The organism is Cryobacterium sp. Y62 (assembly GCF_002929785.1).
In the GTDB taxonomy this organism is placed as follows: Bacteria; Actinomycetota; Actinomycetes; order Actinomycetales; family Microbacteriaceae; genus Cryobacterium.
Genome location: NZ_PJJK01000118.1, coordinates 54,269 through 79,366, shown reverse-complemented (window position 1 = coordinate 79,366; position 25,098 = coordinate 54,269). Strand labels below are relative to the sequence as shown.

The 25,098-nt window shown below is 64.4% G+C and carries 25 protein-coding genes and 1 tRNA gene; 17 read left to right on the top strand and 9 right to left on the bottom strand.

Annotated features, from left to right (window positions below):
• Positions 1-33: 33 nt before the first annotated feature.
• The gene (gene acs / locus CXY71_RS16990; protein WP_104138113.1) at positions 34-2,007 is read right to left on the bottom strand and encodes an acetate--CoA ligase; all 1,974 of its coding nucleotides are present in this window, start codon (positions 2,005-2,007) and stop codon (positions 34-36) included.
• A gap of 524 nt (positions 2,008-2,531) precedes the next feature.
• Here acs and CXY71_RS16985 point away from each other — a divergent pair.
• The 5 genes from CXY71_RS16985 (at position 2,532) to CXY71_RS16965 (ending at position 6,038) form a co-directional block, all read left to right on the top strand.
• Positions 2,532-3,776, top strand: a complete 1,245-nt coding sequence (locus CXY71_RS16985; protein WP_233204689.1) for a TadA family conjugal transfer-associated ATPase — start codon at positions 2,532-2,534, stop codon at positions 3,774-3,776.
• 69 nt (positions 3,777-3,845) lie between these two features.
• Complete coding sequence (locus CXY71_RS16980; RefSeq protein ID WP_104138109.1) at positions 3,846-4,850, top strand: type II secretion system F family protein; 1,005 nt, start codon at positions 3,846-3,848, stop codon at positions 4,848-4,850.
• A 195-nt stretch (positions 4,851-5,045) separates the two neighbouring features.
• A complete protein-coding gene (locus CXY71_RS16975) occupies positions 5,046-5,249 on the top strand; it encodes a DUF4244 domain-containing protein (RefSeq protein WP_104138366.1) in 204 nt (67 codons plus the stop codon).
• A complete protein-coding gene (locus CXY71_RS16970) occupies positions 5,230-5,685 on the top strand; it encodes a TadE family type IV pilus minor pilin (RefSeq protein WP_233198326.1) in 456 nt (151 codons plus the stop codon). Before CXY71_RS16975 ends, CXY71_RS16970 begins: the two co-directional genes overlap by 20 nt.
• Complete coding sequence (locus tag CXY71_RS16965; RefSeq protein ID WP_199184349.1) at positions 5,682-6,038, top strand: Rv3654c family TadE-like protein; 357 nt, start codon at positions 5,682-5,684, stop codon at positions 6,036-6,038. Before CXY71_RS16970 ends, CXY71_RS16965 begins: the two co-directional genes overlap by 4 nt.
• Positions 6,039-6,091: 53 nt before the next feature.
• Here CXY71_RS16965 and CXY71_RS16960 read toward each other — a convergent pair whose 3' ends face one another.
• Positions 6,092-6,325, bottom strand: coding sequence for a hypothetical protein (locus CXY71_RS16960; protein WP_104138103.1), 234 nt, complete (start codon positions 6,323-6,325; stop codon positions 6,092-6,094).
• Between the two features lie 207 nt (positions 6,326-6,532).
• Here CXY71_RS16960 and topA point away from each other — a divergent pair, with 207 nt between their 5' ends.
• The 4 genes from topA to CXY71_RS16940 all read left to right on the top strand — a co-directional run bounded on the left by topA (position 6,533) and on the right by CXY71_RS16940 (position 12,372).
• Entirely contained in the window at positions 6,533-9,568 is a 3,036-nt protein-coding gene (topA, locus tag CXY71_RS16955) for a type I DNA topoisomerase (protein WP_104138100.1), read from the top strand.
• Positions 9,565-10,182 (top strand): dTMP kinase, encoded by a 618-nt coding sequence (gene tmk, locus CXY71_RS16950; protein WP_104138098.1) that lies wholly within the window; start codon positions 9,565-9,567, stop codon positions 10,180-10,182. The genes topA and tmk overlap by 4 nt, the downstream gene beginning before the upstream one ends.
• Before the next feature lie 61 nt (positions 10,183-10,243).
• A complete protein-coding gene (locus CXY71_RS16945; RefSeq protein ID WP_158253140.1) occupies positions 10,244-11,719 on the top strand; it encodes a cell wall metabolism sensor histidine kinase WalK in 1,476 nt (491 codons plus the stop codon).
• The gene (locus CXY71_RS16940) at positions 11,716-12,372 is read left to right on the top strand and encodes a response regulator transcription factor (protein WP_104138092.1); all 657 of its coding nucleotides are present in this window, start codon (positions 11,716-11,718) and stop codon (positions 12,370-12,372) included. The genes CXY71_RS16945 and CXY71_RS16940 overlap by 4 nt, the downstream gene beginning before the upstream one ends.
• A gap of 82 nt (positions 12,373-12,454) precedes the next feature.
• Here CXY71_RS16940 and CXY71_RS16935 read toward each other — a convergent pair whose 3' ends face one another.
• The 3 genes from CXY71_RS16935 to CXY71_RS21230 form a co-directional block, all read right to left on the bottom strand.
• Entirely contained in the window at positions 12,455-12,856 is a 402-nt protein-coding gene (locus CXY71_RS16935; RefSeq protein ID WP_104138088.1) for a hypothetical protein, read from the bottom strand.
• A gap of 161 nt (positions 12,857-13,017) precedes the next feature.
• On the bottom strand, positions 13,018-14,247 hold the full coding sequence (locus CXY71_RS16930; protein WP_158253139.1) for a phosphotransferase family protein: 1,230 nt from the start codon (positions 14,245-14,247) through the stop codon (positions 13,018-13,020).
• Positions 14,219-14,578, bottom strand: coding sequence for a hypothetical protein (locus CXY71_RS21230; protein WP_158253138.1), 360 nt, complete (start codon positions 14,576-14,578; stop codon positions 14,219-14,221). The genes CXY71_RS16930 and CXY71_RS21230 overlap by 29 nt, the downstream gene beginning before the upstream one ends.
• 220 nt (positions 14,579-14,798) lie before the next feature.
• On the opposite strand from CXY71_RS21230, the gene CXY71_RS16925 reads away from it, so the two are divergent.
• From CXY71_RS16925 to CXY71_RS16890, 8 genes are all read left to right on the top strand, one after another.
• On the top strand, positions 14,799-15,989 hold the full coding sequence (locus CXY71_RS16925) for a DNA polymerase III subunit delta' (RefSeq protein WP_104138082.1): 1,191 nt from the start codon (positions 14,799-14,801) through the stop codon (positions 15,987-15,989).
• Between the two features lie 82 nt (positions 15,990-16,071).
• Entirely contained in the window at positions 16,072-17,607 is a 1,536-nt protein-coding gene (locus CXY71_RS16920) for an alpha/beta hydrolase (RefSeq protein ID WP_104138079.1), read from the top strand.
• A 39-nt stretch (positions 17,608-17,646) separates the two neighbouring features.
• Entirely contained in the window at positions 17,647-18,285 is a 639-nt protein-coding gene (locus CXY71_RS16915) for a TetR/AcrR family transcriptional regulator (RefSeq protein WP_104138076.1), read from the top strand.
• A gap of 46 nt (positions 18,286-18,331) precedes the next feature.
• Positions 18,332-18,407 (top strand) — tRNA-Thr (locus CXY71_RS16910).
• A 711-nt stretch (positions 18,408-19,118) separates the two neighbouring features.
• On the top strand, positions 19,119-19,781 hold the full coding sequence (locus CXY71_RS16905; protein WP_146072863.1) for a hypothetical protein: 663 nt from the start codon (positions 19,119-19,121) through the stop codon (positions 19,779-19,781).
• Between the two features lie 184 nt (positions 19,782-19,965).
• Positions 19,966-20,190, top strand: a complete 225-nt coding sequence (locus CXY71_RS16900; RefSeq protein WP_146072862.1) for a hypothetical protein — start codon at positions 19,966-19,968, stop codon at positions 20,188-20,190.
• Positions 20,191-20,293: 103 nt separating this feature from the next.
• Positions 20,294-20,623 carry a helix-turn-helix transcriptional regulator gene (locus tag CXY71_RS16895; RefSeq protein WP_104138069.1) on the top strand — a complete coding sequence of 110 codons (330 nt, stop codon included), beginning with the start codon at positions 20,294-20,296 and terminating at the stop codon, positions 20,621-20,623.
• A gap of 3 nt (positions 20,624-20,626) precedes the next feature.
• Positions 20,627-21,610, top strand: coding sequence for an arsenate reductase ArsC (locus tag CXY71_RS16890; RefSeq protein WP_368665905.1), 984 nt, complete (start codon positions 20,627-20,629; stop codon positions 21,608-21,610).
• Here the strand turns inward: CXY71_RS16890 and CXY71_RS16885 are convergent.
• From CXY71_RS16885 to pstC, 4 genes are read right to left on the bottom strand one after another with little or no spacing between them, the layout of a single operon-like run.
• On the bottom strand, positions 21,592-22,296 hold the full coding sequence (locus CXY71_RS16885; protein WP_104138066.1) for a response regulator transcription factor: 705 nt from the start codon (positions 22,294-22,296) through the stop codon (positions 21,592-21,594). The genes CXY71_RS16890 and CXY71_RS16885 overlap by 19 nt on opposite strands.
• On the bottom strand, positions 22,293-23,183 hold the full coding sequence (gene pstB / locus CXY71_RS16880) for a phosphate ABC transporter ATP-binding protein PstB (RefSeq protein WP_104138063.1): 891 nt from the start codon (positions 23,181-23,183) through the stop codon (positions 22,293-22,295). The genes CXY71_RS16885 and pstB overlap by 4 nt, the downstream gene beginning before the upstream one ends.
• 16 nt (positions 23,184-23,199) lie before the next feature.
• Positions 23,200-24,114: a phosphate ABC transporter permease PstA gene (gene pstA, locus CXY71_RS16875; protein ID WP_104138060.1), complete on the bottom strand. Its 915-nt coding sequence runs from the start codon at positions 24,112-24,114 to the stop codon at positions 23,200-23,202.
• A complete protein-coding gene (gene pstC, locus CXY71_RS16870; RefSeq protein ID WP_104138057.1) occupies positions 24,114-25,067 on the bottom strand; it encodes a phosphate ABC transporter permease subunit PstC in 954 nt (317 codons plus the stop codon). Before pstC ends, pstA begins: the two co-directional genes overlap by 1 nt.
• Positions 25,068-25,098 lie beyond the last annotated feature (31 nt).

Genomic DNA, 25,098 nt, shown 5'->3' with positions numbered 1-25,098 from the left:
CCTCAGTGGTTTAACGCGAGTTTGGCGCGGCTACTACTTCTTCATCTGTGACGTGATGGTGTTCATCACCATGGTGTCGGCGAGGGTCGTTACATCGCCGACGTCGCGCCCCTCGGCCGCGTCGCGCAGCAGACGGCGCATGATCTTGCCTGAGCGGGTTTTCGGCAGCTCGTCGACGATGTAGATGTCGCGCGGGCGGGCAATCGCACCAATCTGCTGGGCCACGTGCTTGCGCAGGATGCCGACGATGTCCTCGTGCGACGCAACTTCGGCCTGACTGAACTTGATCACGACGAACGCGACGACGGCCTGACCGGTCGTCTCGTCGGCGGCACCGACCACGGCCGCTTCAGCGGTGAGCGAGTGCGCCACGAGCGAGGACTCGATCTCGGCGGTCGACAGGCGGTGTCCTGAGACGTTCATCACGTCGTCGACGCGTCCGAGCAGCCAGATATCACCGTCGTGGTCAAGGCGGGCACCGTCCCCGGCGAAGTACAGCGGGCCGTCCGTCGCGCCGGTGGTCCCCTCAAACTTGTCCCAGTAGGTCTCCTTGAAACGCTCCGGGTCGCCCCAAATACCGCGGAGCATGGCCGGCCAGGGCTGGGTGACCACGAGGAGTCCGCCGTTGCCGAGGCCAACGTGCAGGCCGTCATCGTCGAGCACGTCGATGGTGATGCCCGGAACCGGAACCTGGGCCGCGCCCGGCTTCGTGTCGGTGAGACCAGCGAGGGCCGAGACCATGATCGATCCGGTCTCGGTCTGCCACCAGGTGTCGACGATCGGCGTGATGTTGCTGCCGATGACCTCTCGATACCACATCCAGGCTTCGGGGTTGATGGGCTCACCGACCGAGCCGAGCACGCGCAGGCTCGACAGGTCGAACTTCTGCGGAATCTGGCGGCCGAGCTTCATAAACGTGCGGATGGCCGTGGGCGCTGTATACAGAATCGAGACCTTGTACTTCTCGATGATTTCCCACCAGCGACCGGTATGTGGGGAATCGGGAGTGCCTTCGTAGAGCACCTGGGTGGCGCCGTTAGCAAGGGGGCCGTAAACGACGTAGCTGTGACCAGTGATCCAGCCGACGTCGGCGGTGCACCAGTAAACATCCGTTTCGGGCTTGAGATCGAACACATTCTGGTGCGTGAACGCATTTTGCGTGAGGTAGCCCCCGCTGGTGTGCAGGATGCCCTTGGGGGCGCCGGTAGTGCCCGATGTATACAGAATAAACAGCGGGTTCTCGGCCGGGAAGGCCTCGGCCTCATGCTCGGGGGAGGCGGTCTCCATGGCATCGGACCACCAGATATCGCGGTCATTCCACTGCACGTCCTGGCCGGTGCGCTTGACCACGAGCACATTCTTCACTGAGGAGTCGTTGGTCTGGAGAGCAGCGTCGACGGCTGGCTTCAGGGCGCTGATCTTTCCCTTGCGGTAGCCACCATCGGCCGTGATGACGAGCACGGCGTTGGCGTCATCGATGCGCGAGCGCAGGCTCTCGGCGCTGAACCCGCCGAAAATGACCGAGTGCACGGCGCCGATGCGGGCGACGGCAAGCATGGAGATGACGGCCTCTGGGATCATCGGCAGGTATACGGCCACGCGGTCGCCAGCCTTGACGCCGAGGCCGAGCAGCACATTGGCGGCCTTTTTGACTTCGGTGGTCAGCTCGGCGTAGGTGTAGCTGCGAGAATCGCCCGGCTCGCCCTCGAAGTAGAGCGCGACACGATCGCCGTTGCCGGCGAGAACGTGCCGGTCGAGGCAGTTGTACGCGACGTTAAGTTCACCGTCTTCAAACCACTTGGCGAACGGCGGGTTGGACCAGTCGAGGGACTTAGTGAACGGCTTGTGCCAGTGCAGTAGATTGCGGGCCTGATCAGCCCAAAATGCGGCCGGATCCTTCTGCGCTTGGGTGTACAGTTCCGGTGTCGCTGCGGTCTTCGCTGCAAACTCCGGAGTCGGTGCGAATCGGCGCGATTCGTGGAGGAGGTTATCGATGTTGACCGTCATATTTGTAATTCGCTCCTTTGCGGTACGTGCATGCAAGACATTGCCAGCTCAATTGAACCCTAGCGGTTCCGGGCCAATCTCTGTATACAGAGCGCTCCTTTGAGCAACAGGAGCCCAAAAATTAGATGAGAAATAGCATTTTTGTACGCCCCCATGCGAGTGTCCTCTTTTTGGAGGACATCGGACTTGCAATTTGTCCCGCGCCGCGTAAACTTAAGGGTGTCCGAGCGAAAGTTCTGGCCAGCAAGACGTATGGTTCCCCCCAATCTGCGTGTTGCTAGGCGGCACCTGTTCCCCCCAATAGGTGCCGCCCCTTCTTTTTAAGAGCGCAGGTCTTCAGTCGCAGGTCTTCAGTCGTGAGTCGCGTGCGCGGCGGATCGTCTCAAGGGCCGGTGGATCGCGCTTGCCGTGCTGCGCGGGGCGTGGGATTGGTGCTGATCCTCCCCAGATGCGACCATCAGCCGTTTCCCACCGATCCCGGCAGCGGACTGCCTGTGTGCCCTGACCCGCTCTACGGTCGGAGCATGGTCCAGCCCTTCGTTGCCGTTCCGTCTTACGCCGTTGTGTCCGACATCGTTCCGGGTGTCGCCGGTTCGTCTTGCGCCGGTGCGGTTGCGGCGTCGCCTGCGAATCCGATCACCGCGTCGGGCACGCGCCCGGTCGCCGCGCCGCAGCGAGCGCCCACTGCCCGGCATCGCACGATGCCCACGGATGCCGTCGGTACTGTGCAGCAGAACAGCGCAGTTCAGCAGATGATCGCTGCCGGTGAAATCGCTGGCGAGATCAGCACCAAACCGGCGTACAGCCCGACTCGCTCCGGGACCAACCGTTCCGACCTTCGGGCGCTCGGACCGCTGGCCGGCTACGCCGAAGACCCCGAGACTACCGACCTATTCGTCAACGGGGCTTCCGGGTTGTGGATCGATGCCGGCCATGGCCTTGCCTTCGCACCGGCCTGGCAGCTCGGTGAGGCGGAGGTACGCGCCCTGGCCGTGCGGCTGATCGCCCTGGGCGGACGCCACATCGACGAGGCCAGCCCGTGTGTGGACGTGCGCCTCGCCGACGGCATTCGGGTGCATGCGGTACTGCCACCGGTATCGAGCACGGGAACGCTCCTGTCGATTCGGCTTCCGCACGCTGCGCATCGCAGCCTCCGTGCACTCGCTGACGCCGGTTTGTTCGGCGTGGGCGAGGCGTCTGCTGCCCTGCTGAATCGACTGCGTGCCGCGGTGCGCGGTCGGCAGAACCTGCTCATCACCGGCGCTGCCGGCAGCGGAAAAACCACCCTGTTGGCCGCGCTGCTCGGCGAGGCCCCGGCCGACGAACGCATCGTCGCGATCGAAGACGTGGCCGAGCTGCGCATCCTGCATCCACACGTGGTCGCGCTTGAGGCCAGACAAGCCAACCTTGAGGGCGCCGGGCGCATCGGCCTTGAGGCACTGCTGCGTGAGGCTCTGCGCATGCGGCCGGATCGGCTCGTTCTGGGCGAGTGCCGCGGATCCGAAATTCGGGAGCTGCTCGCGGCACTGAACACCGGGCACGATGGGGGAGCTGGCACCCTGCACGCGAATTCACTCAACGACGTACCGGCCCGCCTCGAAGCACTCGGGGCACTCGCCGGAATGAGCGCGGCGGCTGTGGCGCGCCAAACAGTGAGCGCGATCGGGCTCGTGCTGCACCTGGAGCGCACCGAGGGGTTGCGCCGGCTTGAGACGGTCGGCCGGTTCACCATCAACGGTCGGGACCGCCTGGCGATCGAGGCCTTGTGATGCGGACGGAGGCAGCGATCGCGTGGAACGGTGTGCCTCTGCACACGGTCACCCGGGGAGGCTTCGCTCATGCGGCGCGGTGAATCGGTGCCGCCGATCGAGGAGGTCGCGGCGGTCACCCAACGGCTGGCCGTGCTGCTCTCGGCCGGCGTTTCTCCGGTCTCGGCCTGGGAATATTTGTTGCCGCCGCGGGGCGCGTCGACGGAGCAGCCGGTGACGAGAGGTGTCGGGCGACAGATCGACTCACCCGGCGCTGGCGACGCGGAGATTGCGAACACGGGCATCCTGCGGGCTGCCGCTCGGGCTGCGGCCTGTGGCGACAGCGTGGCCGATGCGATCGTCGGACAGGCACGCGGCGAGACCGAATCCGCCTGGCGGGGACTCGCCGCAGCCTGGCAGGTTGCCACGCAGGCGGGGGCACCACTGGCCGGTTGCCTGCGGGAACTTGCCGCGTCTCTGCGTGACCTGGCGCAGGTGCAGCGCGACCTCGAGGTCGCGCTGGCCGCCCCACGCGCGACGGCACGATTGGTCATGGTGCTGCCGGTGATCGGCATCCTCTTTGGCAGCCTGATGGGCTTCGACTCGGTGCACACGCTGTTCGCGACCGTTCCCGGGCTGCTCTGTCTGGCCGGTGGCGGTGTGCTGATGCTCGCCGCTGCGGGGTGGAGCCGCGCGCTGGTACGTCGAGCGGCGCCGACCGAGCTGACTCCCGGTTTGCGACTCGAACTTATGGCAATTGCCATGTCCGGGGGCGGGTCGATCGATCGTTCCCGGGCGCTCGTGCACGCTGCGGCCGCGCGATATGCGATCGGGTCCGGAACGGAGTCGCGGGATGACCCGATCGAGCGGGTGCTTGATTTGTCCACTCGGGCGGGGGTTCCGGCAGCGGAATTGTTGCGCAGCGAAGCCGAACAAACGCGACGGGATGCCCGAAGTGCGGGGCAGCGTCGAGCCGAGACCCTCTCGGTGACGCTCATGCTGCCGCTCGGCCTGTGCGTTCTGCCCGCGTTCATGCTCGTCGGCGTCGTGCCGCTGCTGATTAGCGTGCTCTCCTCCACCCTCGCCACGTTCTAAGGCTGTGCACAGATCAGCGGATGCGTGCGGTTGCCGTTGACAGACCGGAGCAGAGTGAATGTGCTCGTGCCGCCCAACCCGCGTCGACAGACGCCAGAAGGAGACGAGTCTGTGTATACAAAGATCGAGGTGGTGGAAAAAGCGGCGCCTGCGGCCGGGGAATCCGCCGACGTGGTGCTGGCCCAAACCGTGCCGATGAAATCAGTGAGTATTGCTGTGGTGCCTGCGCGGAATGCCCTGAGACGGCTGACCGACGAGGCTGGAGCCGCCACCGCCGAATACGTGGTTGCCACGATGGCCGCGGTTGGCTTCGCCGGATTACTCATCGTCATTCTGCGCAGCGACGAGGTGCGTGGGATGCTCACCGACCTGGTGCGCCGTGCACTCAGCATCGGGTAGTCGAGGGCGCGCGCATCTGCTACAGGTCCGGGCGAGCCCGGCACGCCCGGCCCGCCCGGCCAGCTGGGCGAGCCGGGGAAAGCGAGCCGGCCGGGCAAGGACGAGTGGTCAGGCGAATCGGGGTAGCATCACCGCCGAGTTCGCCACCGCGCTGCCGGCCGTTGTGCTCGTGCTGGTCTGCTGCCTCGGCGCCGTGCAGGTCGTCGGGGTGCAGGTGCGGTTGACAGATGCCGCCGCCACCGCGGCACGCGTTCTGTCCCGCGGTGACAGCGTGGCACGTGCAGCCGGGCTCGTCGCCGGCGCCGTGGCGGGAGCCGACCTGGCGGCGGAACGACGCGGTGAATTCGTCTGCGCCCGAGTCACAGCGGCCGGCTCTGGCTTGTTCGCCGAGTTCACCCTCGAAGCTCAGTCCTGCTCCCTCGCCGGTGGCCAGTGAGCGCGGGCGGTCGGCAGAGCGGGTCGGAGCAGGGAGCAGGCTCAATCCTCGCGATCGCGGTACTCGCCTCCACCGTACTGCTGACGACCCTCGTCGTGTCCACTCTTGCACTGCTCGGCGTTGGCCGGTCCGTCGCGAACGCCGCCGACGCGGCCGCGCTCGCTGCGGCCGACACCGCATCCGGTGCAATCGCGGGCTACCCCTGCCCAGCGGCTGATGCCGTCGCAGCACTCAACGAGGTGGCCGTAACCCGCTGCGCAGTGACCGGACTGATCACCTCCGTTTCGGTATCGCGCACGGTACTGGGCATCGAACTCTCGGCGAGCGCACGGGCCGGCCCGCCGCCGGAGTAAGCAATGCCGGAGTCTGCACCGCCCGAAGCTCAGCCGCCCGAGGGAGACACGACCTAAGAGAGGAGAACCTCGAGGTACCGGTACTCGACCGCAGTCGGACGACCGGAGTCGGTGCCCTCAAACTCCCGCCCAGCACCACGCGCGTAGAGATAGCGCTTGCCAGCGTCGGCCGGAATTTCAATGCGCGGCTGCGGATCGCCCGAATCGAGGAAGGTCGTTGTGATTGTCTTGCCTTGGAGGGGCCCATCCGTCAACATCGCGGTGTATGTGGCCGTCATTGTACCCATGGATCTATTCTGCACGCGGGCGGGCAAACGGCAAGGATATCGAGCCGATATGCGGCACGCCCAGAGCGAACTGAACGGTCGCTGGGAGTGGCGTGTATGCCGGCGGGACGCGCCGACATGCACTCGTCGATTAGGCGGGCACTCCATTCCAGTGTGTATGGTGTGCCTTGGCCTATCATTTGGCCACTACATATAAAGAGGAGTCTGGTGCCAGGCACTAAGAAGCTGGTCATTGTTGAATCACCGACCAAGATGAAGTCGATCGCCGCGTATCTCGGCGACGGCTATGAAGTTTTGTCTTCAGTCGGTCACATTCGCGATCTGATCGAGCCGAAAAACCTGCCGCCAGAGCTGAAGAAGGGTGCCCTCGGCCGATTCTCGGTCGATGTGGAAAACGGTTTCGAACCATATTACGTGGTCTCCGACGCCAAGAAGAAGACCGTCAGCGAACTCAAGCGTGCCCTCAAGAATGCGAACGAACTCTTGCTCGCAACTGATGAGGACCGCGAAGGCGAGGCCATCGCCTGGCACCTGCTGCAGGTGCTGCAGCCCAAGGTTCCGGTCAAGCGCATGGTGTTTCACGAGATCACCAAGGACGCCATCCTTGCCGCCAAGGACAATACTCGCGACCTCGACACCGCCCTCGTCGACGCGCAGGAAACCCGCCGCATCCTCGACCGCATCTACGGCTACGAGATTTCTCCCGTGCTCTGGCGCAAGGTCGGCCCCGGCCTCTCCGCCGGACGTGTGCAGAGCGCCGCGACCCGCCTCGTCGTCGACCGGGAGAAGGAGCGCCTCGCGTTCGTCTCCGCTGGCTATTGGGATTTGCTGGCGCGACTGGCAGCATCCGCTTCAGAAACTGACCAGGCCTTCGATGCGAAGCTCGTGCGGCTGAACGGTGAGCGCATCGCCACCGGTGGCGACTTCGACGATTCCGGTGCGCTCAAGCCCACCGTGAAGGCCGTCACCCTCGACGCATCCGCTGCCCACGCTCTGACGACCGCGCTGCAGAGCCCCGGCGTCAAGCTCGAGGTCACCAGAGTCACCTCCAAGCCGTACCGACGCAGCCCAGCAGCACCGTTTACGACCTCGACCCTGCAGCAGGAAGCGGCCCGCAAGCTGCGCTTCACCGCCCGGCAGACCATGAGCGTCGCGCAGTCGTTGTACGAAAACGGGTACATCACCTATATGCGTACCGACTCGCCGTCGCTCGGGCAGCAGGCCCTTACGGCCGCCCGCACCCAGGCCGCAGCGCTCTACGGCGCTGAAACGGTTCCAGATGCCCCAAGGGCTTACAAGGGCAAGAGTAAGAATGCGCAGGAAGCGCACGAGGCCATCCGCCCGTCCGGCGACACCTTCCGCACCCCGGCTTCGCTCGCCTCGAGCCTGCGCGGCAACGATTTCAAGCTCTACGACCTGATCTGGAAGCGCACCGTCGCCTCGCAGATGAAGGACGCAACCGGTTCGACCGCCTCGGTGACCATTGCGGCCGGCCCGACCGGCACGTCGGAGCATCCCGCCGCCTCGGGCGCGCTCGCCGAATTCGCGGCCAGCGGAACCGTCATCACCTTCCGTGGCTTCATGCTCGCCTATGAAGAGTCCAAGGACGAAGAGCGCAACGCTTCAACCGACGCGACCGAATCGAAGCTGCCGCCGCTCGAGGAGGGCCAGAAGCTAGCGCTGCAGGGCCTCGAGGCCAAGGGCCACGAGACGACGCCGGCCGCCCGCTATACCGAGGCCAGCCTGGTCAAGAAACTGGAAGAGCTCGGCATCGGCCGGCCGTCGACTTTTGCGTCGATCATCTCGACCATCACCGAGCGTGGCTATGTCACGCCGCGCGGTCAGTCGCTCGTCCCCAACTGGATTGCATTCTCGGTTGTGCGCCTGCTCGAAGAATTCTTCGGCGACCTGGTCGAATACGACTTCACCGCCGAGATGGAGGACGACCTCGACCGCATCGCCGGCGGTGAAGCCAACCGCCTGGATTGGCTCACGAGCTTCTACTTCGGCAGCGACAAGCACCGCGGCCTGCGCCAGGTCATCGATAATCTCGGCGAGATCGACCCGCGCGTGATCAACTCGGTCGCCATCAGCGATGACATCACCCTGCGCATCGGCAAGTACGGCCCCTACCTCGAGGTCATCGACCCCGATGCTGCAGCGGATGCCCCGCCTCGCCGGGTGAACATTCCGCCGGAACTCGCTCCAGACGAATTGACCGCGACGAAGGCCCGCGAACTCATCGACGCTCCGGTCGTCACCGATCGAGTCATCGGACTCAACCCGGAAAACGGCAAGGAGATCGTTGCCAAGGACGGCCGCTTCGGGCCGTACGTCACCGAGCTCGTGCCGGCTCCAGCCGAGCCGGTCGCTCCGGTCGTCGTGGCTGTTCCCGTGGAAACGATCGACCCCGTCACCGGCGAGGTCACCAGTTCTGCCGCAGCATTGGCCAAACCCAAGCGCAAGCCGGCGGCGAAAAAGGTGGCCGCCGCGGACAAGCCGCGCACGGCATCCATTTTCAAATCGATGGATCTCGCCACGGTCGATCTCGAAACGGCGCTGCGCTTGCTCGCCCTGCCGCGCGTGGTGGGGCTGGACCCGGAGACCGGCACCGAGATTCTGGCCCAGAACGGTAAGTTCGGGCCGTATCTGAAAAAGGGTATCGACACCCGGTCGCTCACGAGCGAAGACCAGATCTTCGACATCGACCTGCCTGGCGCGATCGAGCTCTATGCCCAGCCGAAGTATGGTGCCCGCCGGGCATCGAGTGCACTGAAGGAATTCGAAGCGCCCGACCCGGAGAGCGGCAAGGCGATCAAGATCAAGGACGGCCGATTCGGCGCCTACGTGACCGACGGGGTCACCAACGCGACGATTCCCAAGTCGGAGGACATCGAGGAGATCGACTTCGAGCGGGCCGTGCAGCTGCTCGCTGACAAGCGCGCTAAGGGTCCGGCCGCGCCGCGCAAGAAGGCGCCGGCCAAGAAGGTCGCTGTCAAGAAACCAGCCGCCAAGAAGCCGGTCGTGCGTAAGGCGCCGACTGCGGCAGCGAAGGCTGCCACCGCCAAGAAGGCGGCTGCGACCCGTGCCGCGAATGCGGCGGCCAAGGCAGCCTTGGTCGGCACGCCAGTGGCTCCGGTCAAGAAGGCTGCTGTGACGAGGCCTGCCGCCAAGAAAACACCAGTGAAGAAGTTGTCCAGCTCGGCCGCTGACTCTGCGTCGACCACCACGATTGCGCCGTGACCGGCCTCTTCATCACGCTGGAGGGCGGCGACGGATCCGGCAAAACCACGCAGTCGCTCCTACTCACCGACTGGCTCGAAAAGCAGGGGCGCACCGTCGTGCGCACCCGCGAGCCCGGCGGAACGGATGTCGGCGTCGACATTCGCGAGATCGTGTTGCACCACCGCGGCGAGGTGGATCCCCGCGCCGAAGCCCTGCTCTACGCCGCAGACCGGGCCCAGCACGTCGGTACGAAGCTGCGGCCGGCACTCGCCCGCGGCGATGTCATCGTGCAGGACCGTTACCTCGACTCCTCGGTCGCCTACCAGGGCACTGGCCGGGTGCTCGGTGCCACCGAGGTGCGCGACCTGTCGCTCTGGGCCGCCGAGGGGCTTCTGCCCGATCTGACCGTGCTACTCGACCTCGACTCGCGCGCCGCCCGAGCCCGCCTCGACGCAGACAACAAGGTCTTCGACCGGCTGGAGGCGGAGAAGAACGACTTTCACGCCCGCGTGCGCGCTGCTTTTCTCGAGTTGGCCGCCGCCGAGCCCTCCCGGTTTCTGGTAGTGAATGCTGCCGCCCCCGCCGCTGAGATCGCCGCCACCATCCAGGCTCGAGTTTCCACCCTCCTCTAGTGGTCGGGGCCCGGACCACGAACGTGGGCGAGGTTGCGACTCTCTAAGGGATACTGAAGCTATGACCTCGACTGCCTCGTCCGCTGTGCGATCCGGTTGGTCGGTGCGGGTGCGCATCCTCACCGCCATTCTGGTCGTCGCCGGCCTTGGTCTGGCCGTTGCGGGCGGTACGGCCTACCTCGTGCAACGCGACCGCGCCCTGCACGACATCGATGTTCGCCTAGCGACGAGCGTCGAGAGTGTGCGCTTCATCGTCACCGGCGTGCCGACTACCAACCTCAACAAGGTCGAGGCGTTGCCGGAGGCGTCCGGTGCGAGCTACCCATCTACCCGGGAGGCGTTGCAAGCAGTCATGGCCCGACTCGTTCCGAGCCCCAACGAGAGCACCCTCGGAATCATCGACGGCGTCCCCGCGCTGATCCCCGGCACCGATTTGGCCTTCCACCTGGAGGATGATGCCGGGTTCGTCCTGCGCATTCTCGACGAAGTGGCCGGTGTCAATGTCGTGCGCGGCACTGCCGTCTCCGAACTCGGGAACCTGCGGTATATCGCCGCGCCGGTGACCGTGGAAGGCAGCGGACAAGCCGGAATTTTTGTCACCGCCTTTGATCTTGACGCTGAGCTGGACGAGTTGACGAGCGCTTTTCGCATCTATGCGGCCGTCGCGGCTGCGGCGCTCGTGGCGATCGGGCTGGTCGGATGGTTCGTCGCCGGTCGCCTGCTGCGACCGGTGCGACAGCTGCAGGCCGCCGCGTCGCGGATCACCGCAACCGACCTGCACGAGCGCATTCCGGTGATCGGCCACGACGACATCTCCGAGCTCACCGAAACGGTCAATGACATGCTCGAGCGCCTTGACGAGTCGCTGACCGCACAGCGACAGCTGCTCGAGGATGTGCGCCACGAGCTCAAGACTCCGATCACCATCGTGCGTGGGCATCTTGAGTTGCTGGATGCACGCAATCCCGATGATGTCGCATCCGCTAGGGAAATTGCGCTTGATGAACTCGACCGGATGACCGGACTCATCGACGACATCGAGTCGCTCGCCAACGCCCAGCGCGGTAATCTGCGGCGGGTACCAACGGATGCCGGCGACCTTACCGAGCAGTTCTACCTCAAGGTCAGTGCGCTTCCCGGTCACGCCTGGATTCTGGCCGAGCGCGCGCACGTTGTCGTACCGGTCGATCCGGCCCGTCTCACTCAGGCGTTCTTGCAGCTGGCGAACAATGCCGCCAAACACTCAGATCCCGGAACGACCATCGAGATTGGCAGTACCGAGCACGCCGAGGCGGTGGAATTCTGGATCCGCGACAGCGGCCCCGGCATTCCGGCGGAGGCCAAGGCCCGCATTTTCGAACGGTTCGGCCGTGTCGATTCCGGGCGTGGTGTCGAAGGTTCCGGGCTCGGGCTGCCGATCGTCGACGCTATCGCGCGGGCGCACGGCGGCTATGTCGACCTGGTGACGTCGCCCGACGGATCTCGGTTCGGCATAATGTTGCCGCGCCGCGCTGTTGATGTGGTGGCCGCGAAATGACCAGCATTCTTATCGCTGAGGATGAGGCGCGAATCGCTCTGTTCGTGAGCAAGGGCCTGCGGGCTGCCGGGTATTTCTCGACCGTGGTCGGTGATGGGCTCGACGCCGTCAGCTATGCCCAGTCCGGCACTTTCGACTTGTTGCTGCTCGACGTTGGACTGCCGAGCATCGACGGCTTCGAGGTGATGAAACGGATCAGGGCCGAACGGCTGCCGCTGCCGATCATCATGTTGACCGCTCGGTCCACGACCAGCGACATGGTCGCCGGCCTCGATGGTGGTGCCGATGATTATCTCGCGAAGCCGTTCAAATTTGATGAGCTGCTGGCCCGGATCCGCCTAAGACTGCGAGATGCCGAGCAGAGCTCGCCGACCGGGCTGGCTTATGGGGAGCTCGCGCTCGACCTGCGCACCCGCCGTGCAACTGTGGGGGAGCGCACCGTGGAGCTGTCGGCCCGGGAGTTTGCCCTCGCTGAAGAGTTTCTGCGGCACCCCGACCAGGTACTCAGCCGTGAGCAGCTGCTGAGCCGGGTATGGGGTTACGACTTCGATCCAGGTTCCAACGTCGTTGACGTGTACGTGCGGTATCTTCGGGCGAAGTTCGGGCCCGAACGCATTGAGACGGTGCGCGGCATGGGATATCGGCTCAAATAAGCTCGCTCGGGAAAGCAGAAGCCCCGGGCGGGGGCCCGGGCCTTCTCATGCTCGTAGTTCGACTTGGTCTGCGACGCTCTACTTAGTCGACGGATGCGGGGCTCTGCACCGATGCGGCAGACACCGGGCTTGCGACGGACGGTGCGGAGACCGGGGTCACGACCGAAACGGCTGAAACTACCGAGACGGCTGAGACCGTCGACGCGACACTCGAGCTGCTCGATGAGTTGTTGGTTGAGTCGGGCGAGGTGTTGGTCGAGTTATCGCTCGAGGTGTTGGTTGAATCATCGCTCGGGAGGGAAACCGAGTCGTCGAACGTCGAGACGCTCGCTGTGCTCAACGGGATCGCCGTGCCCGCCGAGATGGAGCTCACCGGCTGCACACCGATCGAGCTTCCCGAACGGTCCTCGATCTCGAAGGCGTTCGCTGCGCTCATGGCGCCGCCGGCGAGCAATCCGATGCCGAGTGCGGATCCGGCGCCCATGGCAATTCAACGCTTTTTGGCTGTCATCATGGTGTCTCCTTGTAGTTGGCGAGTCGAGCCTGTGCTCGTCTGCTGTAGCTTCAAGATTCCTGCCTCAGCATGAGAAGCCTCGGAGCACGGCGTGAGAGGACTCTCATGTTGGCCGACGGCATCCGCTGGTCTCAGTCTGAGGCAGGGTCGACGACGAGTTCGGTGGCTGCGCCGAGCAAATTCGCGCTGTGTGCGCCCGGGTTCAACACGTGCCCGAGCAGGTGGGTTGCCGCGATGTACCGCGCCCGGTTGAAAAACTGCTCGCCGCGGCGAGGCCACCGGCTGCGGGCACGGGCAGCCAGCACGCGGCAGCTTTCGGCGGCCAAAGGATTGGAGTGATCGTCGTGGTGGAGGGCGCTCACGACCAGGTGTGCGTAGAGCGCAGCGGCATCGTCGGCCGGGTCCCCGAACCCGGCCGTGTCGATGTCGAGCACGCCGGAGATGCGTGGGGAGTCGAGTGTGTCGGGGTCCAGAAAGATCTGCCCCAGGTGCAGGTCGCCGTGCACGGTGACGGGGGCGGCGAAAATCGCGGCCGCGCGCATCCGTTCGATGGCATCGCCCAGGGCAGTGACCCTGGGCGTTTCGGCTGGCAGTAGGGAACACACTCGGTGCACGTACCAGGGCAGGCGCGCTGACAGCGATGCTCGTGCCGAGTCGGAACTTTCGATCAGGCCGATTTCTGTCGTGAGCCGATCAAGCTCGTCGAGGAATGGTTCGGGCGAGAATTGCGCGACCACCTGGCTCGCTTCGACACCGTGAACGGGCTCCAGGGCGATGAATCCGTCGGCGCTCCAGCCGCGGCTGCGCGGTACAGGAACGCCGGCGGCTCCCCAGAGCACGTGGCGGGCATGGAGCGGCCCCGCGACAGCCGGGCGAACGACCTTGAGGTAGACCGTAAATTCGACTGCGACCGCACGCACAACGGCGCGTTTTCCTGGCCGATAGGCCGCGATGGTGACAACGAGGCTGCTCGTGTGCAGGCCGAGGCGGGCGAGCAGGACCTGGGCAGAGTCTGGGTAGACCGCCGCGGCCAGGGCGGGCAGCTCGGGATCGTTCGGGTACAGCCAAGCAGCCACGGTTTCATCGGTTTGCTCGTCACGGAAGGCGAGCACGCCGGGCCGGTCACGTTTGGTGGGATTCGATTCAAGGTAGACGGTGTGGGATTCGGTCGTCTGTGTGCCGGGATCCAGCTCGATCGTGTAACCAGCGGTGACGCCGCGGGCGGTCGTTTCGATGCTGAACCGATGCAGCCGGACCAGGGTCATGCCGAGCGACTCCGCGACGGCCTCGAGAATTTCCGGCGCCTGTTCCAGCGGATGCGACCCGCCGGGTTCAGCCGTCAACGTCAACGTCGTCGTCACCGACGTCACCGTCGTCAACGTCAACGTCAACGTCAACGTCGTCGTCGATGGTCTGCGATCCGGCCGGGGGTACAGCGACGGGCGGGGCGACCGGAACATCAACGGGGGCCGTCGAGATGGGCGTCGCGGTGGCCGTCGGCGCGACTCCGGGTGCGGTCTCCTCGGCGGTCGTGCTTGAGCCAGAGCCGGAGCCCACGGGATCGATACGTTGAACCAGCCCGGGCTGGTCGGTGATCGTGAGCGTGGAGGTCAGCGCGACGGCCCCTGCAGATCCGGCGCCGAGGGCGACCACAACTGTGGCACCGAGCGCCACCTTCCACAAAGTCTGCATTGACCTAGTCTGGGGCGTCGACCACGGTTCTCGCGCAGAGCAGCATGAGAGGGTTCTCATCTTGAGTTGGTCGTGACCTCGTGACCTCGTGACCTCGTGACCTCGTGACCTCGTGACCTCGTGGCAGTCGGGTATGGGGCACATTTTCCGAGCCCGGGCTCGGTCGGCACAAGACGCACGGGGCGCGGGCGGTGTCGGCGGGGCGGGTTACCCTTGACTCATGGCAGTGTGGGACAACCTAACGGGACAGGCCGACGCAATCGCCATCTTCCGGGCGGCGGCGCAGCGCGTGCCTTCCGCCAGTGAGACCAGCAGCACCAGCACCAGCGCCTCCGCCGAGTCCAACTCGATGACGCACGCCTGGCTCATCACTGGGCCCCCCGGGTCCGGCCGCTCGAACCTCGCGTTCGCCTTCGCCGCCGCGCTGCTCAGCCCGGGCACACCCGCCGAAGACCTCGCCGCGGCCCGCCAGGTCGAAGCCCGCACCCATCCAGACCTCAGCGTGCTCGCCACCGAGGGCGTCATTATCAAAATGGAATCCGTCAAGGAAGCCGTCGCCCGCTCGCAATACTCGCCCTCGGTCGGCCGCTACCGCGTAGTCGTAGTCGAAGACGCCGACCGCATGGTCGAGCGCACCTCCAACGTGCTGCTGAAAGCCCTCGAAGAGCCGCCCGAGCGCACCGTGTGGATTCTGTGCGCTCCGAGCGAGGCCGACCTGTTGCCGACCATTCGCTCGCGCGTACGCACCGTGCGCCTGCGTGTGCCGAGCGTGGCCGACGTGGCCGACCTGCTGGTGCGCCGAAACGGCGTCGACCCGGTCGTCGCCGAGCTCAGCGCCCGCCTCGCCCAGAGTCACATCGGCATGGCCAAGCGCCTCGCCACCAATGCCGACGCCCGGGCCAGACGCGAGGAGACCCTGCGCACGGCTCTCGGCATCCGTTCGGTGTCCTCGGCCGTCAATGCTGCCGCACGGCTGCTTGCCATCGCCGGCGACGACGCCAAGGCCATCACACTTGAGCTCGATGCCGCCGAGCGCGACGGTATGCTGCGCTCACTCGGGATCGAAGCCGGGCAGTCGGTACCGCCGGGGCTGCGCAGCCAGATCAAGGCCCTCGAAGACGACCAGAAGCGCCGGGCCGTCCGTAGCCTGCGGGACGGCATCGACCGCATCCTGGTCGACCTCGCCTCCCTCTACCGTGATGTCTGCATGGTGCAGCTGGGCCGGGACAAAGCGGTTATCAACCTCGAACTGCTCGCCGAACTCCGCACTGCGAGTGCGGCCAGCGCGCCAGCGGCCACGGTCGCTACCATGGATGCGATCGCCGTGGCCCGCCAGCGCATCCAAGGCAACGTCGCACCCGCGCTCGCCCTCGAGGCGATGCTGGTGTCTGCGATCCGTCGCCCGCAGTGACACAGCGACGTCGATAACAGCGACTCCCAGCCTCCTTCGGTAGCCTGAGCCGCAGCATCCGCTTCATGAAAGAGGAAATCCGTTGAACCGCAGCATCCGCGCACTGAGCGCCACGGCCGCCGCACTGGCGCTCACGCTTATTTTGAGCGGATGCTCCGCCTGGTTCGCGACGGATGCCGGCCCCGCCCAGTCCACGCCCACCGGTGAACAGGTTGACGGTGACCTCGCCCCCTTCTACAGCCAGGTGTTGCAGTGGGACGGTTGTGGTGACGGCCTGCAGTGTGCAGAGGCATCCGCTCCGCTCTCCTATGGCGATCCGGCCGCCGGAAAGATCTCGCTCGCCCTCGTGCGCCACGTGGCCACCGGAAACGATCGCGTCGGTTCCCTGCTGGTGAACCCCGGCGGACCCGGCGGTTCTGGCTATGACTTTGTCGCGGATTCCCTCGACTACGCCACCGATAAAAAGCTGCAGGCGAGCTTCGATATCGTCGGATTCGACCCGCGCGGGGTGGGTCGTTCCTCGGCGGTTTCCTGCTACGACTCGGCCGAGATGGACGAGTACCTGTACGGGCTGACCGAGGCGAAGCGCGGCACGGATGCCTGGATCGCCGAGCTTGCGGCGTCGTCCGACGCATTCGCGACCGCCTGCGCCGACGAGACCGGGCCGCTGCTCGGCACCGTCGACACGCAGAGCGCCGCACGTGACCTCGATCTGTTGCGCGCCGCCCTCGGCGACACGGAGCTCAATTTTCTTGGCTACTCCTACGGTACCTTTCTCGGCGCCACCTACGCCGAGCTCTTTCCCGAAAAGGTCGGACGCTTCGTGCTCGACGGGGCCGTCGACCCGTCGACGAGCAACTTCGAGGTTACCAAGACGCAGGCCGTCGGCTTTGAAAACGCGCTGCGCGCTTACCTCGCCGACTGTGTGACGGGGGAGGACTGCCCGTTCCGGGGCAGTGCCGACAACGCGCTGACGACAATCGGTGCACTCATGGCGTCGGTTGACGACAGCCCGATCACGGCAACGGATGGCCGCCAGCTTGGCGCTAGCACGCTGCTGACTGCGATCATCTATCCGCTCTATCAGGCCACGGCGTGGCCTCAGCTCAGCATCATGTTCGACACCGTCATGCACGGCAGCGCCGACGGTGCCTTTCAATTTGCCGATGCCTACAACGGTCGGGATGCCGACGGTAAATATTCCGACAACTCGACCGAGTCATTCATGGCCATCAACTGCATCGACTATTCCTACAACGCCGACCCGGTTTCGATGCGTGCACAGGCCGCCGAACTCGCCGACGCGGCCCCGGTGATCGGCCCGTACATGAGCTTCGGCGACATCGGGTGCGCCAACTGGCCATACCCGTTCACCGGCGAACGCGACGAGATCCACGCGGCGGGCGCGGCACCCATTTTGGTCGTCGGCACCACGAACGACCCGGCCACCCCCTACATCTGGGCGCAGCAGCTGGCCGAGCAGCTCGACAGCGGCACCCTGGTGACCTACACCGGCGAAGGCCACACCGCCTACAACAAGTCGAATTCCTGCGTGAATGATGCGGTCGACTCCTATCTTGTTGACGGAATCGTGCCAGCCGCCGACCCCCAGTGCTAACCACTCAGAGGCGTTCGAGCGCTGTGGAACACTTGGGGTATGTCGATTGAAACGGAACCGCCGGGCCCGCGTGAGCGCAAGCGCCTCGCCACTCGGCGAGCCATCCAACACGCTGTGCTGACTCTGTCCCGCGAGCGCGGCTTTGAGTGCGTCACGGTCGAGGACATCAGCCGCCTCGCTAACGTCTCACCGCGTACGTTTTTCAACTATTTTTCTTCGAAAGACGCAGCCCTGATCGGCGACGCGCCCGGTATGGCATCCGCTGCAGATATTGACATCTTTGTCGCGAGTGGCCGGAACAACGACGTGCTCGCCGATCTGGCCCTGCTGCTCGCCAAGAGCCTGGAGCGCACCGAGGCCGACCGGGAGATTCACCAACTGCGCCGCACGGTCATGAAGGAGAACGCCTACCTGTTCGGTATGCGCATGGCGACCCTGCGCGACTTCGAAGATCAGCTGCAGCAGATCATCGAGCGTCGTTTCACAGCGGATGCCCCCGAGCGAGCTGATGACCCGGTCGAGCTGGCCCAGCGTGCCCTGCTGTTCACGCTCGTAGCCGTCGCGGCGATCCGCCATGCCTGGCGGGTCTGGGCGGAGGGCGACGGTGCGACCCCACTTTCGGAGTCCGTGAACGCCTCATTCTCCGAGGTGTACAGAATTACTCGTAGGAACGACTAGGCTTGGCTGCTGTGTCACCGGCTGCCTTTCGAGGCGATCTGGTAATGCCGCCTTAGCTCAGTTGGTAGAGCATCTCACTCGTAATGAGAAGGTCGTCAGTTCGATTCTGACAGGCGGCTCCACTAAATATGCTGGCCAGGTAGGGTTTATGAAACCGGCTTTGCAGTGTGTTTCTGCGAATTCGCCACATTTGCTCACACTTCACCTATGCTCATGTGATTTTCGAACTCTGTGTGGCGTCAAACCTGCTTGACCGGACATTGTCTCCGACAGGCCCTGCGGGTGATTGCGCACTCGAAATCATGCGTGCCGTTGTTAGCGCTCCGTGCCCAGGCCCGGCTATACCGGGCAAATGGCGGGAACGTTCAACAAAGACTGCGACAAGTCGTTTTCGGAACGCCAGCGCTCCACGGGAAAGAGTCGTGATCGAGCTCCTTGACGAGCGCTACGCACGATTGGTCCTTGCCGTGATCAGCCTCGATCCGTCGTGGACGCATGAATATCGCCATTCAACCTGGCAAAAAAGTCCGAGAGAACCTCCCCCGCGGGCTGGGTCGCTGCGGTTTTCTGGGAGCCGCCGTCGGATCTATTCCCGTGGTGTTCAGCTCAAGATTAATCGCGTCGGTGCCGTCTCCGGCGATGTACGTCAGTGTGATTGTACGTGGGGTCGCTCCCGAGCTGCTGGGCACGGTGAAGTCGTGTGTTGCCGGCGCCAGGTCAGCCGTGCATAAATGTTCCATGAAGCCAGTCGCTGACCGTTCTTCTGTTGCACCCGATAGGTCGTGCGATCTTCGACCGTTACCTGTCGTTCATGCGTCTTCACTAGGGTGAGGATGACCACTGGGGTAGATGAGGCAATGATGCGATACACCGTGACACGTCGTCGTCGCTGGCTCGCGCTGGCCGGGATAGGACTGTGCGCGGTGGTCGCGTTGAGTGGCTGCGCGGCACCTGCTCCGCTTCCGGGTGGGCCGCAAGTGGAGACGGAGATGCTGCCACTGGAGGATTCTCTGGTGATCAAGGACCAGTTGCGGGAGGAGTTGGCCTTGCCGCCAGTCGATTTGGAGACAATGCAGTGGCTTGATCGACTGCAGGGTGAACTGACGGGGGACCGAAATTTTGGTTCTCCGGCGATCTCGAAGGATCGAAGCGCGGTCACTATCATTTGGTATGGCACGCCAAGTGCCCGGCTTGAGGAGTTGGTCGCCGAAGCTCCGGAGAAGCTGACCGTGGTCATCCAGCGGGCCGTGTTTCGACCGGCAGAGTTGAACGAACTCGCCCAGAGGGCAGTGACCACCGAAGGGCTGGTTTCAGGCGTGCAAGTAGCTATGGGCAGCGCCACACCGGACGCCTCCGGTGTCACGATCGGTATTGTCGAACTTCCTGCTGGGCGTTCCCTTGAGCAACTAGGCACTGCGTTCGCGCAGGCGTTGCAGCGACCGGATGTCCCTATTGCAGTGGAAGTCAGCGGTATGGTTGTTCCATTCAACAGCTGAGCGACAAGGGTTCTGTAGCGGAATTCGAGCGAAGTTGTCGTCTGGTGGGGTCAAGCTGACGACCAAGAGCGGCTCCGCGTTCATCTGGGCTTAGAGCGCGTCGTGCTGGTGGCCCACTAGGCCGGCCCGATGAAATGCCTAGCTCCACGGCCTCGGCCCGGAACTCAACATTAAACTTACGACGATGAGTGATGAAACAGATGTTCCTCGGCTCTGTCTCAATTACTATGTGGGCGCTCTGCGCTTAGTCGCGGTTCTGGCCGGGACCCTGATCCTGCTGGGACTGAGCGCGTTATTTCTGGCACCCGAACTCGGAGGCATAAGCGGGTGGCTGGGCGCCGCCGTGTTCCTGCTTTTCGCGGTGTTGTTGTTTGGTGCCCAGGATGACGTACGCGCAATCATTCAGTAGAGGGTTCCCCAGGATCGTCTTGACGTTCAAGCTTGCTGCGCGCCAGCGGCCCTGTCGTGAGTTCGCTGAGAATCGGGTCGCAGGACGCCCATAGACTGATTGCATGCCCTCATCCGCTCGTCACGACGACGCAGACGCAGCGCAGCCGATCACTCCACTCGATCGAACGGCCGCTGAAGTGTTGGCGCGCACCCTGCGCGCGGTGGCGGATCCCACTCGCCTGCAGCTATTGAGCATGATCGCGGGTGCAGTATCGGGTGAGGTGACCGTGGGGGATCTCGCGACAACGCTGGGAATGACCCAGCCGACAATTACCCATCACCTGCGCATCATGGTCGATGACGGTCTGCTCGTGCGGGACCAACGCGGGCGTCAGGTCTGGCATTCCATTGCTGCCAGTCGCAAGTCCGCCATACTCGATCTCCTGAGGTAATACGTGTCTACGTTTCCCCGCACGATTGGCCGCCCCCTGGACTCGGAATCGGCTCGCGTCCGCGCGCAACAAATCAGCGCGCTCACCGATCCGGTCAATCTCCGGCTGCTCAGCCTGATCGCCGCGACACCCGAGTCCCAGCGTTCACCGAATTGGCTTGCCGAAGCCCTGAGCGTGCCCGGCGCCGAGGTCAACAGGGCGTTCACCGACTTGACAACGGCCGGCCTGCTAACGAAAGACCTTCGAGACCAGTATCAATTGACAGCGGATGCCTGGGTTCGGTTCGGACGTCTGCTGGCTTCGTCGGGAGCAGGCGAGACGGAGCGTAGCGAAGTGACCGCGCCCATCCACGCGCGTGCTGTTCCTCCGGTGTTCTCTCGCATCGTCGATGATCTCTCCTACCGGTTCAGCTCAACGTTCTCGCGAGAGACCGTGGCTCGCTACGTTACCGAGAGCTATTCGCTGCTCGCGGACCGTGCCCATATCGTGCGGTTCCTGCCATCGCTGACGGCCAAGTTTGCCACCGACAGGCTCAGCGCGCTGGCGACTGCCGGAGGTCTGGTTTTACGCGGCACACCCGAGGTGCTGTTTGTGTGCGTGCAGAACGCTGGGCGATCGCAGATGGCTGCTGCCATTCTTCGTCAACTCGCGGGAGACGCCGTGCACGTGCGCACGGCGGGATCGGCCCCGGCATCCGCAGTGCACCCGGTAGTCGTTGAAGCCCTCGATGAAATCGGCGTTCCTCTGGCGACCGAGTTTCCGAAGCCATTGACCGAAGAGGTCGTGCAGGCCGCCGACTACGTCATCACGATGGGCTGCGGCGATGCCTGCCCGATCTACCCCGGACGACGGTACATGGACTGGGTTCTGGAAGATCCCGGCAACAAGTCGCTGGCTGAGGTGCGGGTCATGCGCGATGAGATCAGCGCGCGCGTTCACGCACTCTTGGCGGATATGGGCCCGACGAATCAGCCGGCGATTCGGTAACCGATCCCGCGAATTGTCTCGATGATCGGCGGAAAGCCGGGCGATGCCAGAGCAAGTTTCGTACGAATGCGCGACACGGTGATTCGAACGCGGATAGCGTGCTCCGGGTCGCCGTCCGCGAAGTGACGCACGAGTTCATCGAGGGACACCAGCCTAGGAAAGCCGAGCATGAGGTATTGCACAACGTCGAATTCCTTCGGCGAGAAGTACACCTCGACTCCACGCACGAGGACGCGGTGTTCGGCCACGCTCAGTACGAGCCCACCACAGGTTAGCTCTACGTCGGGGGCGTGGTCGTGTCCGCGGCGCATCGGTCCCAAAGCAGATGCGAGGCGTGACGGTGTGAGCGGAAGCGCGACGAGACCGGCCGCACCGCGGCTGAGCCCCTCGACGACGAGTCCGTCCGGCAGGGTCGCCGTCAAGCCCATCAGCACCGGCGCGTGGGCGAGGGCAACGACAATCTCGATGAAATCGAGCACGGGCATGTCGGTCAAGTCGGTCGGGGCCACGACGACCGATTCTGGTTCATGCGCCAGCATCCGTAGGGCTTCGCACCCGTCGGCCGATCGGCTCAGCGAGATGCCACGCCGGCGAAATTCCGCTGGGCTGCCACGGTGCAGCGTAGTGGGGGAGTCGATGACGACCACGTGCAATGGCCAGACCGGCGCCTCGACGACGAGACTCACCCGAAACGACCCGAGATATAGTCTTCTGTGCGCTGGTCGGCCGGGCTCTCGAAGATCTTCTTGGTGAGGTCATATTCCACCAGGAGCCCCGTGCGGTCGCCCGTCTCCTCGCTGGCGAGGGCCGTGAAGAACGCGGTACGGTCAGCCACACGCGCGGCCTGCTGCATGTTGTGGGTGACGATGATGATCGTGTAGTCCTCGCGCAGCTCATACATGAGGTCTTCGATGCGTGACGTGGCAATGGGGTCGAGCGAGGAGCAGGGCTCGTCCATCAGGATCACGTCTGGTTTGACGGCGATGGTGCGGGCGATGCAGAGGCGCTGCTGCTGCCCGCCGGAGAGGCCAAACGCAGATTGTTTGAGCTTGTCCTTGACCTCGGGCCAGAGGGCGGCTCGGGTGAGGGCTTCCTCGACCAGATCGTCCATGTTGGATGCCTTCAGGCCGATGACCCGAGGGCCGTAGGCGATGTTGTCGTAAATCGATTTGGGGAACGGGTTGGGCTTTTGAAAGACCATCCCGATGCGGCGCCGCACCTCGATGGCGTCGACTTCCTTGTGGTAGATGTCTTCACCTTGAAAGGTGACAGAACCTTCTACACGGGCGCCGTCGATGAGATCGTTCATGCGGTTCAGCGAGCGGAGCAGCGTCGACTTGCCGCAACCTGACGGGCCGATGAGTGCCGTGATTTCCTTCGAGCCAAAAGAAAGGTCAACGCCCGTGACCGCACGAAAGGCGTTGTAATACACGTTGACGTCTTTGCATTCGATGATCGCGTTAGGCACCGTGGGCAGCGCGGCGCTGCGTTCGGCGTGCTCGGCGGGAAAGTGGATGGTGGGTTTCTGGTCGCTGCCGGTGGTGTAGCTTGCGGCGCGTGTTTTGGTCGGCATGGCTGGTCCTGTCTGTCTACCAGCGCTGCTGGTAGCGGTTGCGAATGAAGATGGCGAGTCCGTTCATGGCGAGCAGAATCAGCAGCAGCAAGATACTTCCTGCGGAGGCGAGCTCGTGGAACTCGGCCTGCGGCCGTGACGTCCAGTTGAAAATTTGAATCGGCATGGTGGTGTACCCGCTGAGCAGCCCGTTCGGGTCGAAGCTAACAAAGACCAAAGCTCCCAGCACGAGTAGCGGGGCGGCTTCGCCGAGGGCCCGGGATAAGCCCAAAATGGCGCCCGTGGCGATGCCGGGTACCGATGCTGGCAGGGTTTGTCGCCAGACGGTCTGCAGCGGTGTCGCCCCGACGGCGAGAGAGCCTTGCCGAATTTCGAGGGGAACGCCTCGCAGCGCTTCTCTAGTGGAGATGATGATCACGGGCAGGACGAGCAGGCCGAGGGCGAGGGCGCCGCCGATGACGATGTTCTTGTTTTGTACGCCCAGCAGGGCAAGAAAGCCGAGGGCGAGCAGCCCGTAGACGATCGAGGGGACGGCGGCCAGGTTCTGCACGTTGAGTTCGATCGCGCGGTTGAACCATTTCTTGCGATCGGCGAATTCTTCCAGGTGTACGGCTGCGGCCACGCCGAGTGGGATGGTCAACAAGGCCGTGGCTCCGATCACCCAGATGGAGCCGAGGATCGCTGGGCGAAGGCCGGCCCGTTCCGGAGCCGATGCGGGGTACTCGGTGACGAGGCGGGAGTCGAGGCGGGAGAACCCGTCGATGAGGGTGGTGATGATGAGGGTCAGAAGCACGCCGAATGCGACGAACAGGCAGAGCCACAGTGCGATGAGGAAGAGTACGAAACGGGCGCTGTGCTCGCCGCCGCGAACCTTTCCGTGGATGCTGGCGCTGCGGATATGGGCGCCGAGGCCGGTGGTGAGGAATGTCATCAGTAGATCTCCCGGAAACGACGCACGAAGCGGATGCTGATGAAGTTGAACAGCAGGGTGACGAGGAACAAGAGCAGGCCAACGGCGAAGAGGGTGTCGTATTCAAGAGATCCCACTCGGGAATCCCCGAGTGCGGCGTTGGCGATGAATCCGGTCATGGTTTGACCCTGCTCGAGGGGACCCGTCACGATGCGGGCCTGCCCGCCGGCGGCAATGGCAACGATCATCGTCTCTCCCACGGCGCGGGAGACGCCGAGCACGATCGCGGCGATGATGCCGGACAGGGCGGCGGGAAAGACGACGCGCACGGTGGTTTGCATGCGGTTCGCGCCGAGCGCTGCCGATCCCTGGCGCATGCTCAGGGGCACGGCGGACATGGCGTCTTCGCTGATTGATGCGATCGTCGGCACGATCATGACGCCCATAACGAGACCGGCGGCGAGAACGCTGAAGGCGCCCGTGTCGAGATCAAACAAGCCACGAAAGACGGTGGCCTGCACGAACTGCAGGGCGAAGAGTCCGAACACGACGGTGGGGATGCCGGCCAGGATTTCCAGGACGGGCTTGAGTACTTTGCGCAGGCCCGGTTTGGCGTACTCGGACAGGAACACTGCGGCGCCCAGCCCGAGTGGGATGGCGACCAGCAGGGCTATGCCGGAGGTCCAGGCCGTGGCGGTGACGAGGGGCAATACGCCGAACGAGGCGTCAGCGAAGCGGGGAGCCCAGCGATCGCCGAAGAGAAAGTCAAATACCGAGACGGTGCGGAAGAATTCGATAGAGGGAACCAGCAGCGCGATCAGGATGCCGCCGGTGATGACAATGGTCAATATGGCGGCGACGCGCAGGAGGAAGCGTACGAACGTTTCGCCGTGGCGTGGGCGGTTCGACCGCAGGGACACCGCGGGGCGGCCCGGCAGAAGAGCCGAACCGCCGACGGGGGTGAGTGTGCTCATGAACGCACAATCTCCTTCTTGAATCAGTGTG